This is a genomic window from Pseudomonas sp. GL_103 (assembly GCF_057835175.1).
Genome location: NZ_CM174420.1, coordinates 5,265,309 through 5,278,965 on the forward strand (window position 1 = coordinate 5,265,309; position 13,657 = coordinate 5,278,965).

Sequence of the window (13,657 nt, forward strand, 5' to 3'; positions counted from 1 at the left end):
TACTCCATGTGCATTTTATTTTTATGGCAAGAGCACTTCTAAAAACGCTGTGGATAACCGGGAGCCATGGCATCCCAAAGTCATTCCAAAGTTGCATCGCCCCGGTTCGTGCGGTTGCCCCGTTCTTAAAAATCCTTGAGCGGACTATAGCCAGCAGGTAGTAGCGCTTGATCCCTCTAAAGTGTGATTTGCAGTTGCCAGCCACTCTGGAACAGTCCTTTCGCCAGTCCGACACCCGTCGGCACGGCAAGGATGGCTGAAAATTTCGATTTGACAAGCCAAGCGCTTGCTTGGTGGGGCTGGCGTGCCCTTTCGGGCACGCCGATAGACGCTTAAAGCGTCGAGAGGAAGGTGCTGTTGGTGGCTTGCCATTCGGTGATGTCGACGCGAATGCGCTTCTTGTCGAGTTTGCCGACGCTGGTCTTGGGAATTTCAGTAACAAGGGCGATCTGGCTCGGAATCGCCCACTTGCTCAAGTGCCCCAGCTCCACAAACGGCTTGAGGTGTTCCTTGAGTTCCCGGGCCCCGATTGCATGACCCTCACGGAGTACCAGCAGGGCAAACGGCCGCTCGCCCCACTGCGGATCGGGGATCCCCACCACTGCTACTTCACGTACCGCCGCATGACGGCTGATCAGGTCTTCCAGGTCCAGGGAGGAGATCCACTCGCCACCGGTCTTGATCACGTCCTTGATCCGGTCACGAATATCGATCACGCCCATGCTGTCCAGGGTCGCCACGTCACCGGTGTGCAGCCAGCCTCCGGCCCAGAGCTCGGCGCCCTTCTGCGGCTCGTTGAAATAACCCTCGGTGAGCCACGGCGCGCGTAGCACCAGCTCGCCCTGGGTCTCGCCGTCGGCGGGCAGGAAGTTGCCCTCGGTGTCGACGATCGCTGCCTCCACCAGTGGCCCCGGCACGCCGGCCTTGATCCGGTAAGTGGTGCGTTCGTCTTCGGTACCGGCCATCAATTCGTCGTTGAGGTGCGCGCACGACACCAGTGGCCCGGTTTCCGACATGCCGTAGGCGGCGGTCAACTGAATGCCTTTGGCCTTGGCCGCCTCGTACAAGCTGCGGTTCAGGGCGCTGCCGCCGATGACGATTTTCCAGCCGCCGAAGTCGACGTTCTGCGCGGCCTTGGCATTAAGGACCATCTGCAAAATGGTCGGTACGCAATGGGAGAACGTGACCTTCTCCTTGTGCCACAACTCCACCAGGTACTCCGGGTCATAGCGGCCGGGATACACCTGCTTGAGCCCGAGCATGGTCGCCACATACGGCAAGCCCCAGGCGTGGACGTGGAACATCGGGGTGATTGGCATGTACACGTCGTTGGTGCCCAGCAGGCGCACGCTATCGATCGCACCCATGATGGTCGACACGCCCATGGTGTGCAGCACCAGTTGCCGATGGGTGAAGTACACGCCCTTGGGATTGCCGGTGGTACCGGTGGTATAGAACGTGGTCGCGACCGAGTTTTCGTCGAAATCCTCGAAGTCGTACTGCGGGCTCGCCGCGGCCAGCAGCTGTTCGTACTCGCCGACGAGGTTCGGCAGGTCCGCGGTTTTTTCCGGCAGGTCAGTCAGCAGCAGGGTTTTGTCGACCGTGGTCAGTTGCCCCTCGATGGCCTTGTAGAGGCCGACGAACTCGCTGTTGACCAGCACAAAGCGGTCCTCGGCGTGGTTCATGGTGTAGAGGATCTGTTCTGGCGACAGGCGCACGTTGATGGTGTGGATCACCGCGCCGATCATCGGGATGGCGAACATGCACTCCAGGTAACGATGGCTGTCCCAGTCCATCACACCCACGGCATCCCCGGGCTTGACCCCGGCCGCGGTCAGCACGTTGGCCAGGCGGGCCACCCGTTCGATCAGCGTCGGGTAGCTATAGCGCAACTTGTCGCGGTAGATGATCTCGCGGGTTTTCTCATAACGGGCACCGGACATCAGCAGCCGTTTGATCAACAGCGGGTACTGGTAAGCGCCTTCGGCCGGGGGGATAACGCGAGTCTGCAACATAATAATCCCTTTAATCTGACTGCACGGTCGTGACTGAAAGTACGCACTGTAGTGCCCTTGAACGCCAGCCAAATCAGCCAAAGGAATGATTTGCAGAACCGCATGAATACTGGCGTTGCGCCAGCTTTCACAGAAGCTTGGTGATTGCGGTTGGATCCGGCGTAGGAGCTGCCGCAGGCTGCGATCTTTTGGCGATTCCAATAATGAGATCGCAGCCTGCGGCAGCTCCTACGGATCAATGCATCTCGGTAAAAGCCAGCTTCACGCCAATCGCAATCAGCACCGCGCCCATGGTCCGGTCGAACCAGTGACCCATGCGGGCGAAACCGGCGCGTACGCGCTGCTGGCTGAACAGCATCGCTACCAGGCAGAACCAGACCGCTGTCGCCGCCGCCAGGTAAACCCCGTAACCAGCCTGCACGGCCAGCGGCGTATGCGGGTTGATCACCACGGTGAACAGCGAGAGGAAGAACAGCGTGGCTTTCGGGTTGAGGCCGTTGGTGACGAAACCCGAGGTGAAGGCACCACGGGCCGTGCGCTCCCCGGCTTCCTTGTGCAGATCGTCCGCCACAGCCTTGGCCGGTTGCGCGCGCAGCGCCTTGTAACCGATGTACAGCAGGTAAGCGGCGGCGGCCCATTTCAAGGCATTGAACAACACGATCGACTGGGACACGATCAGGCCGATACCCAACAGCGAGTAACCCACGTGCAGGAAAATCGCCGTACCCACACCCAGCGCGGTCCAGGTGCCAGCGCGGCGACCGTGGGTAACACTCTCGCGTACCACCACGGCAAAGTCCGGGCCGGGGCTGGCCACGGCCAGCAGGTGAATCAGGGCAACGGTCAAGAACTCTGTCCAGTACATGGGGGCTCCTTCAGGCCAAGCGTAACTATTTATTTCATCTGGTAGGCTCGGCAGATTACGCCTTCAGTTCATTGCACAAAAGGTACAGTTGATGACGAACACTCGCCGCGCCGTTTTCCTCGACCACCCGTCCCTGGACCTCGGCGACCTTGACCTCAACCCGCTGCGCAGTTGTTTCAGCGATTTGCAGCTGTTCGCCCAGACCTTGCCCGATCAAGTCATCGAACACCTCAAGGGCGCCACCGTCGCCATCAGTAACAAAATTGTCATCGATGCCGCCGCCATGGCCGCCAGCCCTGATCTCAAGCTGATCCTGATCACGGCCACCGGCACCAACAATGTCGACCTCGCCGCCGCCCGCGCCCACGGGATAACCGTGTGCAACTGCCAGGGTTACGGCACACCGTCGGTGGCGCAGCACACGATCATGCTGCTGCTCAACCTGGCCACGCGCCTGGCCGATTATCAAAAAGCCGTCGGCGAAGGCCGCTGGCAGCAGGCCAGACAGTTCTGCTTGCTGGATTACCCGATTGTCGAACTCGAAGGCAAAACCCTTGGCCTGCTGGGACATGGCGAATTGGGCGGCGCGGTCGCACGGCTGGCAGAAGCCTTCGGCATGCGTGTTCTGCTGGGGCAAATTCCCGGACGCCCTGCCCGGCCGGACCGCCTGCCACTGAATGAACTGTTGCCACAGATCGATGCCCTGACCCTGCACTGCCCGCTCAATGAACACACCCGCCACTTCATCGGTGCCAGTGAACTGGCCTCAATGAAACCCGGCGCGTTCGTGGTCAACACTGCCCGCGGAGGCCTGATCGACGAACAGGCGCTGGCCGACGCCTTGCGCAACGGGCATCTGGGCGGCGCCGCCACGGACGTGCTGAGCGTCGAGCCTCCCGTCAACGGCAATCCGCTGCTGGCCCACGACATCCCGCGCCTGATCGTCACCCCGCACAACGCCTGGGGCAGCCGCGAAGCGCGCCAGCGAATCGTTGGCCAAGTGACCGAAAACGCACTGGGATACTTCAGCGGTAAGGCGCTGCGGGTCGTCAGTTGATAAACTGCGGCACTTTTTTCCACGGGAGCAGTTATGGATCCGCGCAGTGAAGTACTGCTTCGTCAGGCCGAGTTATTCCAGGGTTCGGTGTTGTTGGCCGGCTTGCCCGCCGACGACTTGCTGGGCCGCCTGCCCAAAGCTCATGGCTGGTGCTGGCACGCCGGCGATCAGGCCGCGCTGGACGCCCGCTTCGCCGAGCGCAGCCATTTTGGCGTGAATGCACCGGAGCGCGAGTTCGACAGCGCCGTGGTGTTTCTGCCCAAGGCCAAGGACCTGACCGACTACATCCTCAACGCCCTGGCCTCGCGGATGGCCGGCCGCGAGCTGTACCTGGTCGGCGAGAAAAAAAGCGGCATCGAAGGTGCCGCCAAACAACTCAACCCGTTCGGCAAGCCGCGCAAACTCGACAGCGCGCGCCACTGCCAGCTCTGGCTGGTCACCGTGGCCAACGCGCCTGAAGCCAAACCACTGGAAAGCCTGGCGCAGACCTACGAACTGCCGCTGGCCGAAGGCCCGTTGAAGGTCATCAGCCTGCCGGGGGTGTTCAGCCATGGTCGCCTGGATCGCGGCAGCGCGCTGCTGCTGGAGCATCTGGACAAACTGCCCAGCGGTCACTTGCTCGATTTCGGTTGCGGTGCCGGGGTCTTGGGCGCGGCGGTGAAACGTCGTTACCCGCACAACCAGGTCACGTTGCTGGATGTGGATGCCTTTGCCGCTGCCAGCAGTCGTCTGACCCTTGCTGCCAATGGTCTGGAAGCCGAGGTGATTACCGGTGACGGAATCGATGCCGCGCCGATGGGTTTGAGTGCGATCCTGAGCAACCCGCCGTTCCATGTCGGCGTACACACCGATTATTTCGCAACGGAAAACTTGCTGCGAAAAGCAGCCAAACATCTGAAAAACGGTGGCGAACTGCGCTTGGTGGCGAACAGCTTCCTGAAGTATCAACCGCTGATCGAAGAGCATCTTGGCGTGTGTGCGATCAAGGCCGAAGGACAGGGTTTCCGAATCTACCGGGCCAAACGCGGTTGAACTTCTTTTGAAAAAGAAGGCTTGCCGAATGGATTTTGCCTAGGCAGAATCCGCTCCGTCCTAGGGGAGTAGTCTCCCACGAGCGCCACGCTCGTCCGGCATGCGTCAACATACTTGGTCCTCAGACCATGGCGCATGCGACCCAAGCATCCACATCAGATGGATCGCAGGGTTTGACAAGACCTATGACACGAACACCTTACCCGGGGCGGGAAGGCTGTACGTGTCATAGCCGTGTCGACCCGCCCCTTAGGAAAACCCCTGATGCTGGATTCACTACTCGTACCTACCGCAATCGTTGCCTTGGCCGAAATCGGCGACAAGACGCAACTGCTCGCGCTCATTCTCGCTGCCCGTTTCCGCAAGCCCTGGCCGATCATCGCCGGTATCGTCGCCGCGACCCTGGCCAACCACGCGGCCGCCGGTGCGGTAGGCGCCTGGGTCGGGAGTTTCTTCTCGGATACGATGCTGCACTGGATCCTCGCCGCGAGCTTCGCCGCCACGGCGCTGTGGACCCTGGTCCCGGACAAGATGGATGACGACGAAGCCAGCACCGCCCGCAAGTTCGGGCCGTTCCTGACCACACTGATCGCGTTCTTCCTGGCGGAAATCGGCGACAAGACGCAGATCGCAACCGTGATGCTGGCTGCGCAGTATCCGGAGCTGTGGCTGGTAATCATCGGTACCACCCTCGGCATGTTGATTGCCAATGTGCCCGTGGTATTGGCCGGTAACTTTGCCGCAGACAAATTGCCATTGACCCTGATCCGTCGACTGGCGGCGTCGGCGTTCTTCATCCTGGCGATTGTCGCGGTGTACAAGGCGATGCAGAGCAGCGGGTGGGTTTGACGGTTTAGGTCGATAGACCGAGTTATCGTTCATCGTCGGAACGCCGCCCGGAGCAAGCTCGCTCCCGCAGGGTTCGGCGTTGAGCACAAAACCAATGTGGGAGCGAGCTTGCTCGCGAAGAGGCCAGCAGCCTCACCACATGACTATCAGGACTTCTTGGCCTGCTCATACAAAGGCATGACCTTCGGAATCGCCGCCTGCAACGCAGCAATACGGCTCGAAGACGCCGGGTGAGTGCTCATGAACTCCGGTGGCGCACCTTCCGAGGCCTTGCTCATCTTGTTCCACAGGGTGATCGCGGCATTCGGGTTGTAGCCGGCGCGGGCGGCCAGTTCCAGGCCGATCAGGTCCGCCTCGTTTTCATTGGCGCGGCTGTTGGGCAAGGTCATGCCGTAGTTGGCCACGGTATCGGCCAGGGCCATGGTGTCCTGCCCCAATCCGAGCAAGGCACCGGCGCCCTGCTTGGCCATTTCGATGCCATAAGCCTTGGACATCGCTTCACGACCGTGCTCGCGCAGGGCGTGGGCGATTTCATGGCCCATGATCGCGGCGATTTCATCGTCGGTCAGTTGCAGGCTGTCGATCAGCCCGGTGTAAAAGATGATCTTGCCGCCAGGGCCGCAGTTGGCGTTGAGCTCATCGCTCTTGATCAGGTTGACTTCCCACTTCCACTGGGCCGCGTCCGGACGGAAGTTCGGCGCCTGGGCAATCAGTCGGTCGGCAATCAGCTGAACCCGCCGGGCTTCATTGCTGGTCTTGTCCAGCACACCTTTGCTGGACGCCTCGCCCACTGTCTTCTGATAGGACTGGGCGTACATCTGGTCGACTTCTTGCGCCGACAACATGCTGAACATGTATTGCTTGCGCTCCACACCCACGGCGCCACCACTGGTGGTATTGACCGACTGACAACCGCTGAGCAGCAGCGCTGCGCCCAGCGCACTGACAACCAAAATCTTGTTCATCAAAAAACTCCCTGAAAACATGCCGCGTATCCTAGGCGTGGAAATGTATCGACGCCAGATACAATGGACGTAAGACGCACAATTCGGACAAAGCTCTCATCGCCGTAGAAAAAATTCACATACAGCGACAGGGAACAGCAGCGGCGGTTGATCAATCAGTTGCGGGTCTGATCCGAAGCCAACTCAACCCGGAGTCAAACACTCCGGCCCATTGAGCTTCGGATCATTCACCATGTTGGCCAAAACCCGTTCGCGCAATGCGGCAGGTTCACTGGCCAGCAAGGCTTGCAAAGTATGCAATGGCGTCTCGGGATCCAGCCACGCGGCCTGCCCCGCCTCATCAAGAATCAACGGCCGCCGCTGGCTCGCCGCCGGCTGGGTAATCACCGCGGTACTCAGCCACACCTGCTCTTGCACCGGATACGCCTCCCAGATCGCCGCGAAAAATAATGACGAGCCCTCCCCCGGTGTCAGCCAGTACGGGCGCTTGCGCGTGGTGCCGCGCCATTCGTAGAAACCATTGGCCGGCAACAGACAGCGGCGCTCGCGCAAGGCCTGGCGAAACATTGGCTGTTCGGCAACGGTTTCGGCGCGGGCATGGGCCGGGGTACGGGACAGATCGGTCAGCCAGGGTGGCGTCAGGCCCCAGCGGGCGCGGGCCAGCGTGCGCTGGCCGTCAGGCTCGGCCCGCAGCATCAACACCGAATCATTGGGGGAAATGTTCCACTGCGCCTGCTGGTCGGCGGGAAAACCGGGCAGCGCCGCAAAGGCGGGGTTCCAGCGAAACAGGGCATAACGTCCACACATGGGGCAACACGGCTCTTGATCAAACGAACGCCAGCCTAACAGACCAGCGTGCCGGGAAAGCTGTCCGGTTCATCGCCGGACAGCGGCAGCGCGGCATTGTACGCGGTGATCAGCTCGCGGGCGTATTCGGCCTGGTCGTTCTCGACCGACAGTCCGAGCAGGCCATAGATCGGCAACTCGCCGCTGCCGCCGACCAAGTCACGGCCCATCAGATGCGCCTCGATACCCTCGCTGGCGAGCATTCCTTGCAGCAACTCGCCTTCCATCAGGTTTTCCGGATCGTAGATGCGCTGCATACACGCCCCCTCACTCGTTTTCGCTGAACACTTCGAGATGCCATTCATCTTCATGAACCTGCAACACGAAGGTTATCGGCCGGCAGCACACCTGACAGTCTTCAATATAGGTCTGATCGCCACCGGACAAATCCAGCGTCGTCTCGACTTCCTCACCACAATACGGACATTCATATTGCGCAGTTTCCAGCATCGCGGTCTCCCAGGTGACTTGTGCGTATAATCGCCGGTCTATTTGCAGGGCTATTTTTGTCTGGCTACTTTTTCAGACCGTACCCCGCCGGTTTTCGATCAAAACCTTTACTTACCCTAGCCGTTTCTAACAAGAGAGCATGATGGGCGAATTCGATGCCATCCGACCTTACGACGACAGTGAAGTCCCGGCAGTGCTGGCACGACTGCTCGGCGACAAGGCGTTTCTAGATATCCTCACCCACTTCCGCTTCCCGCGTTTCGCCGGCGCTTTAGGCTGGGCACTCAAACCTCTTATAGCCCATCGGTTGCGCCGTGAGTTTGCCGGCATTACCTCGGTGGCCACGTTACAGGACAAAGTCGAGCATTACGTCGACCACACCATCGAGCGCGCCACCGACGGTGTCACCTATACCGGGGTGGAGCAATTCAAGTCCGGCAGCGCCTACCTGTTCATCGCCAACCACCGCGACATCGTGATGGACCCGGCCTTCGTCAACTATGCCGTGTACCACGCCGGCCTGCCGACGCCACGTATCGCCATTGGCGACAACCTGCTGCAAAAGCCCTTCGTCAGCGATCTGATGCGCCTGAACAAGAGCTTCATCGTGCACCGCTCGATCAGCGGACGCCGGGAGAAAATGGCGGCTTATCAGCTGTTGTCGGCGTACATCAACCATTCGATCCGCAACGATTGCGCCTCGATCTGGATCGCCCAAGCCGAAGGCCGTGCCAAGGACGGTGACGACCGTACCGAATCGGCGATCCTCAAGATGTTCCACATGAGCCGCAAGGACGAGCCGTTCGGCGAGGTCATTCAGTCGCTGAACCTGACCCCGGTGTCGATCAGCTACGAGTACGACCCGTGCGACCAGGCCAAGGCCCGCGAGCTTTACATTCGCGCCAATACCGGCAGCTACACCAAGGTGCCGGGCGAGGATGATGTGAGCATCGCCAAGGGCATCACCGGCTACAAGGGCCGGGTGCATGTGAACTTTGCCGCGCCGATCTCGGAACTGTTCGAAGACACCAAGCAATTGGCGGTCGAGATGGACAGGCAAATCCTCAGCGGATACCGCTTGTTCCCGGTGCACTACCTGGCTTATGCGCAGTGGAAGGACGCCGATCCGCAGTTGCAGGTGCCGAAAGCCGCCGAAGTGTTCCCGGCCGAGGAACTGGCCAAGGCCCAGGAAGAATGGCAACGCCGTCTGGACGCCTGCCCTGAAGAGCATCGTCCATTCCTGGTGCTGCAATATGCGACGCCGGTACGCAATCAGTACCGGGTGAAGGCAGGGTTGCCGCTGTAAGCGGTTTCGGCCAGATGTGAAAACGGCGCCCTCGAGGCGCCGCTTTTGTGTCTGTTCACCACTGGTTTTGCGGTTACTCAGACCTGAGTGCTGATCCACGACACCAGCAGCGCCATCCCCATGCAGGCAAAGCCGAAGATGTAGAAAAACCGGTTCATGCGCAAGGTCGCCCAGTCCAGCGTGGGCTCTACGTTGGGGCTGCTCTGGCGCTGCGCCTGCAAACTGGCCATCGCGCGCAGTTCGCGACGACGGGTGGCGTGCAGCAACCAGCCGCCCGGGAAGGCAAAGAGCAAAGCCAGCAGATTGATCAATTTGGCGGGATGGGCGGTTAACAGCGTCATCAAGTGCAGCGACATCACGAACCTCAAGTAAAACAGGTGGCAGGTGCCGGGCCGGCGACCGCGGCGCGGATTCTACCGAAAGCCTGCGCACCTGCCCTCTGTTTCCGACAAATAACGAAGCTTTTGATCAATGGCTGTCCTGAGTCACGGTTTCGTCATCTGTATCGGCGAACATGCGCGCCTCAAAACCGACACGGATCACGTCATGCTCCACGCCGAAAACCAGGATCGTCTTTACCTCATCACCCCCAGCGAAGAACAACAAGCCCTCGTCGGCAGCCTCGCCTTCAACGTTCAAGACCGCCATTGGCTGGTGTATTGCGCACTCGGTGGCCACCAGCATGCGGATTTGCCGGAGGCGGATTTGCTGACCGGCGTGAGCGTGCTGGACTTTTACTCGCAAGCTGCCTGACACCCCAGATCCCCTGTGGGAGCGAGCTTGCTCGCGATGACGGTTTAACATTCAACATTGATGTTGCCTGACATGCAGCTATCGCGAGCAAGCTCGCTCCCACAAGAGGCAGGTGTACATCCTCGAAAGTGTGCAGTCATGAAAAAGCCCGGGACCATCGCTGGCACCGGGCTTTTTCGCATCCAGCGAAGCTTACTCGCCGAGAATCTGACCCACGGTCGGGTCCTTGAACAGGCGGGTCAACGCATCGCTCAACACATCGCTGACCAGCTTGGTGTTGGTTTCCTGGTTCGGCGCCATACCGAAGCGCTGGTCCAGGGACGAACCATAACGGCCGCTGTAGCGACGGTTGGCGTTCTGCACATCCGAGCGGAAGGTCGCGCCGATGGTGGCTTCGGTCACGTACATGCCTTCCTTGGGCGACTGGTACTTCAACTCCGCCAGGGTCACGGTCAGTTGCGGTGCATTCATGGCATTGTTCGTCGGGGTAAAGCCCAACAGACGTACGGCGGCTTCAGCCTGGGCCTGCAGCTTCGGCAGGATCTGCGCGCCCTGGACGGTGATCGCGCTGGTCTCCGGATACAGGCCCCCACGAGTGCCCAGTGTCGGCGACGGACGACCGTCCACTACTCGCACCACGACGGGCTGGCCATGGCCGACCGGGGCCAACTGGGCGGTCAGCTTGGGTTCCGGGCTCAGTTGTTGCGGGCTGTGGGCGCAGCCAACCAGGGTCAAACTGGTCACAGTGATCAAACCGAACAACAGGCGTTGCAACATGCTCTTCTCTCCAGAATCAGGCACAAACAGGCCGGCAGTATAGCGGTGCGCCACTGCGGGTAACCAGCACCGCACAGTGTTTGATGAAATCTCTGACAAGCCCTTGGCAACGCGGTTCCTGTCATACAGATGTCACCCCCCATACACTTGCACGTAATGGCCTGCAGGCAATCTTCTCGGCAGACACCCTAACGGTATTTCGCCATGCGCCATCTGATCTCTCTGTTCGCGCCACGCCCATTGCATCGTTGCTTCGCCCTGCTCGACCGCCACGGCCACTGCCAGGCCTTCAAGCAGTGCAGCCTCCAGCCCATGGGCGATGGCTGGGTTGAAATCGAAGAGATCCGCCTGAACTGGCTGAATCAACCGCTGCCTGCCGGCGCCCGGGTCGTTTCGCAGCAGCACCGGCCACGCTCGCGCGCACAGCAACTGATGACGACCTGACCAAACACCTAATAAAAGTCATTAAACACGACCATTTCCCTGCGTTTCTTAGATACAATCTCCCCCCGATTATAAGGACGTCTCCTGATCGGGCCTCGCAGCATCGTCAATGCGCTTGTATTGACACCCCGCACCGCCCACAGAGAGCCGCCCACACAGATCGAGTGAAGCTGGCGCGCTTGCTGTTTTGTTGAGCAAAACCTCCACTTTTCGCGAATCTGCAGAGCTGTCATTACGCTCGGTCACTGAGCTGTTTGCCCGTTTTGCCTGCCCTGTATCCCATGGCGGCAATCCATCCGGGCACGGTGCCAGGCTGGGACAGCCCTTTTTTGAGGTTCACGTCTTCAAAAGAGCGTGAAAAAAACGGGTTTTCACAACTTCACAAGAGTGTGGCGAGCAAATGAATAGTTTTGCGTCTGAACATGCACCATTAGCGTCTACAACAGCCCAACGACACAGGACCGAGTATTCCTCGAACACCGGAGCCTGAAGCCTGTCCGCTACGGATTTGGTTGCACAAACGGATGTATCGACCATAAGTCGAATTGCCTCCCGCGCGCCGAAATGAGTTCATATGGCTCATAGGCCCGTCAGGTAGCGTCCGTCGAAGTTGCGATAAATTGCGAAGATTCGGACATGGCGATCCTGCCATGGGTACCTGGGGCAACACTGACACGCCCCGTCACTCCTGGCAGCCATGCCGACAATTTGGTGCTGCAGATTTTGGAGACGCGTTAAATGGCGCATAACGAAGCAGTCGACGTAGTACTGGTTGGGGCCGGCATCATGAGTGCCACCCTTGCAGTACTGCTCAAAGAGCTCGACCCCGCGATCAAGCTGGAAGTCGTCGAGCTGATGGATTCCGGTGCCGCGGAGAGTTCCAACCCGTGGAACAACGCCGGTACCGGTCACGCCGGGCTGTGTGAGCTCAATTACACGCCGCAGGCCGCCGATGGCACCGTCGACATCAAGAAAGCCGTGCACATCAACACCCAGTTCGAGGTGTCGAAGCAATTCTGGTCGTACCTGACCAAGAAAGGCACGTTCGGCTCGTGCAAATCGTTCATCAGCCCGGTGCCGCACCTGAGTTTCGTGCAGAACGACAGCGGCGTTTCCTTCCTCAAGGAACGCTTCAAGGTGCTGAGCAAGCACCACGCTTTCGCCGACATGGAATACACCGAAGACAAGGCCAAGATGGCCGAGTGGATGCCGCTAATGATGCCGGGCCGTCCGGCTGACGAAGTCGTTGCCGCCACCCGTGTGATCAACGGCACCGACGTCAACTTCGGCGCCCTGACCAACCAGTTGCTCAAGCACCTGACCAGCGCACCCGATGCCCAGGTCAAGTACTGCAAGCGCGTGACCGGCCTCAAGCGCAGCAACGGAGGCTGGACTGTCAGCATCAAGGACGTCAACAGCGGCAACACCCGTGAAGTCGACGCCAAATTCGTCTTCCTCGGCGCTGGCGGCGCGGCACTCCCGCTGCTGCAGGCTTCGGGCATCGAAGAGAGCAAAGGCTTCGGCGGCTTCCCGATCAGCGGTCAATGGCTGCGTTGCGACAACCCGGAAGTGGTCAAGCACCACCAGGCCAAGGTCTACAGCCAGGCTGCCGTAGGTTCGCCGCCAATGTCCGTGCCGCACCTGGACACCCGTGTGGTGGAAGGCAAGAAGTCCCTGCTGTTCGGACCGTACGCCGGCTTCACCACCAAGTTCCTCAAGCACGGCTCCTTCATGGACCTGCCGATGTCGGTTCGTGCCGGCAACATCGGCCCGATGCTATCCGTGGCAAAAAACAACATGGACCTGACCAAGTACCTGGTCAGCGAAGTGATGCAGTCGATGGAGCAGCGCCTGGAGTCCCTGCGTCGCTTCTACCCTGAGGCGAAAGCTGAAGACTGGCGCCTGGAAGTGGCCGGCCAACGGGTGCAGATCATCAAGAAAGACCCGAAAAAAGGCGGCGTCCTGCAATTCGGTACCGAACTGGTCGCGGCCAAGGACGGTTCCCTGGCGGCACTGCTCGGCGCTTCGCCAGGTGCCTCGGTGACCGTTTCGATCATGCTTGAGCTGATCGAAAAATGCTTCCCGAGCAAAACCAAGGGCGAATGGGCTACCAAACTGGCGGAAATTTTCCCGGCCCGGGAAAAGGTCCTGGAAACCGACGCTGCGCTGTATCGCAAGATCAACACGCAGAACAACGTTGCCCTGGAACTGGTTGAAGCCAGCAGCGAGACCGAAAGCTACGCTTGATTCGACCTTATGAAAAACGCCCCGTTCTCACCGAGAGCGGGGCGTTTTTTT

15 protein-coding genes and 1 riboswitch are annotated in these 13,657 nt (G+C 60.0%); of the genes, 7 read left to right on the plus strand and 8 right to left on the minus strand.

All coding sequences use genetic code 11. The features are described from left to right. Positions 1-332 precede the first annotated feature (332 nt). Together AC3IP0_RS23640 and AC3IP0_RS23645 are read right to left on the minus strand one after the other, a co-directional pair. Positions 333-2,015 (minus strand): fatty acid--CoA ligase, encoded by a 1,683-nt coding sequence (locus tag AC3IP0_RS23640; protein WP_489326048.1) that lies wholly within the window; start codon positions 2,013-2,015, stop codon positions 333-335. A gap of 235 nt (positions 2,016-2,250) precedes the next feature. Then, complete coding sequence (locus AC3IP0_RS23645; protein ID WP_489317189.1) at positions 2,251-2,880, minus strand: LysE family translocator; 630 nt, start codon at positions 2,878-2,880, stop codon at positions 2,251-2,253. A gap of 91 nt (positions 2,881-2,971) precedes the next feature. Between AC3IP0_RS23645 and AC3IP0_RS23650 the strand changes: the two genes are divergently transcribed. The 3 genes from AC3IP0_RS23650 (at position 2,972) to AC3IP0_RS23660 (ending at position 5,818) form a co-directional block, all read left to right on the plus strand. Next, positions 2,972-3,937 (plus strand): 2-hydroxyacid dehydrogenase, encoded by a 966-nt coding sequence (locus tag AC3IP0_RS23650; RefSeq protein WP_489326049.1) that lies wholly within the window; start codon positions 2,972-2,974, stop codon positions 3,935-3,937. Between the two features lie 33 nt (positions 3,938-3,970). Further along, positions 3,971-4,969 (plus strand): methyltransferase, encoded by a 999-nt coding sequence (locus AC3IP0_RS23655; RefSeq protein ID WP_489326051.1) that lies wholly within the window; start codon positions 3,971-3,973, stop codon positions 4,967-4,969. 50 nt (positions 4,970-5,019) lie between these two features. Next, a riboswitch (yybP-ykoY riboswitch) is annotated at positions 5,020-5,144 on the plus strand. A gap of 89 nt (positions 5,145-5,233) precedes the next feature. Then, positions 5,234-5,818 carry a TMEM165/GDT1 family protein gene (locus AC3IP0_RS23660; protein WP_008016665.1) on the plus strand — a complete coding sequence of 195 codons (585 nt, stop codon included), beginning with the start codon at positions 5,234-5,236 and terminating at the stop codon, positions 5,816-5,818. A 146-nt stretch (positions 5,819-5,964) separates the two neighbouring features. On the opposite strand, the gene AC3IP0_RS23665 is transcribed toward AC3IP0_RS23660, so the two are convergent. The 4 genes from AC3IP0_RS23665 to AC3IP0_RS23680 all read right to left on the minus strand — a co-directional run bounded on the left by AC3IP0_RS23665 (position 5,965) and on the right by AC3IP0_RS23680 (position 8,079). Further along, a complete protein-coding gene (locus AC3IP0_RS23665) occupies positions 5,965-6,783 on the minus strand; it encodes a M48 family metallopeptidase (protein ID WP_489317193.1) in 819 nt (272 codons plus the stop codon). A gap of 183 nt (positions 6,784-6,966) precedes the next feature. Continuing rightward, the gene (locus AC3IP0_RS23670) at positions 6,967-7,590 is read right to left on the minus strand and encodes an SOS response-associated peptidase (RefSeq protein ID WP_489317194.1); all 624 of its coding nucleotides are present in this window, start codon (positions 7,588-7,590) and stop codon (positions 6,967-6,969) included. Positions 7,591-7,625: 35 nt separating this feature from the next. Beyond that, positions 7,626-7,886: a putative signal transducing protein gene (locus AC3IP0_RS23675; RefSeq protein WP_223442476.1), complete on the minus strand. Its 261-nt coding sequence runs from the start codon at positions 7,884-7,886 to the stop codon at positions 7,626-7,628. A 10-nt stretch (positions 7,887-7,896) separates the two neighbouring features. Further along, positions 7,897-8,079: a CPXCG motif-containing cysteine-rich protein gene (locus AC3IP0_RS23680; RefSeq protein WP_007979317.1), complete on the minus strand. Its 183-nt coding sequence runs from the start codon at positions 8,077-8,079 to the stop codon at positions 7,897-7,899. 139 nt (positions 8,080-8,218) lie between these two features. On the opposite strand from AC3IP0_RS23680, the gene AC3IP0_RS23685 reads away from it, so the two are divergent. After that, positions 8,219-9,385, plus strand: a complete 1,167-nt coding sequence (locus AC3IP0_RS23685) for a 1-acyl-sn-glycerol-3-phosphate acyltransferase (protein WP_489317195.1) — start codon at positions 8,219-8,221, stop codon at positions 9,383-9,385. 77 nt (positions 9,386-9,462) lie between these two features. Here the strand turns inward: AC3IP0_RS23685 and AC3IP0_RS23690 are convergent, their stop codons facing one another. After that, positions 9,463-9,741, minus strand: coding sequence for a hypothetical protein (locus tag AC3IP0_RS23690; RefSeq protein WP_489326052.1), 279 nt, complete (start codon positions 9,739-9,741; stop codon positions 9,463-9,465). Between the two features lie 190 nt (positions 9,742-9,931). Here AC3IP0_RS23690 and AC3IP0_RS23695 point away from each other — a divergent pair, with 190 nt between their 5' ends. After that, positions 9,932-10,138: a hypothetical protein gene (locus tag AC3IP0_RS23695; RefSeq protein WP_033052291.1), complete on the plus strand. Its 207-nt coding sequence runs from the start codon at positions 9,932-9,934 to the stop codon at positions 10,136-10,138. Between the two features lie 192 nt (positions 10,139-10,330). Here the strand turns inward: AC3IP0_RS23695 and AC3IP0_RS23700 are convergent, their stop codons facing one another. Further along, entirely contained in the window at positions 10,331-10,915 is a 585-nt protein-coding gene (locus AC3IP0_RS23700) for a YajG family lipoprotein (protein WP_007973847.1), read from the minus strand. Positions 10,916-11,119: 204 nt separating this feature from the next. Here AC3IP0_RS23700 and AC3IP0_RS23705 point away from each other — a divergent pair, with 204 nt between their 5' ends. After that, positions 11,120-11,359: a hypothetical protein gene (locus AC3IP0_RS23705; protein WP_489317197.1), complete on the plus strand. Its 240-nt coding sequence runs from the start codon at positions 11,120-11,122 to the stop codon at positions 11,357-11,359. Positions 11,360-12,097: 738 nt separating this feature from the next. Then, the gene (gene mqo, locus AC3IP0_RS23710) at positions 12,098-13,606 is read left to right on the plus strand and encodes a malate dehydrogenase (quinone) (RefSeq protein ID WP_489326054.1); all 1,509 of its coding nucleotides are present in this window, start codon (positions 12,098-12,100) and stop codon (positions 13,604-13,606) included. Positions 13,607-13,657: the final 51 nt, after the last annotated feature.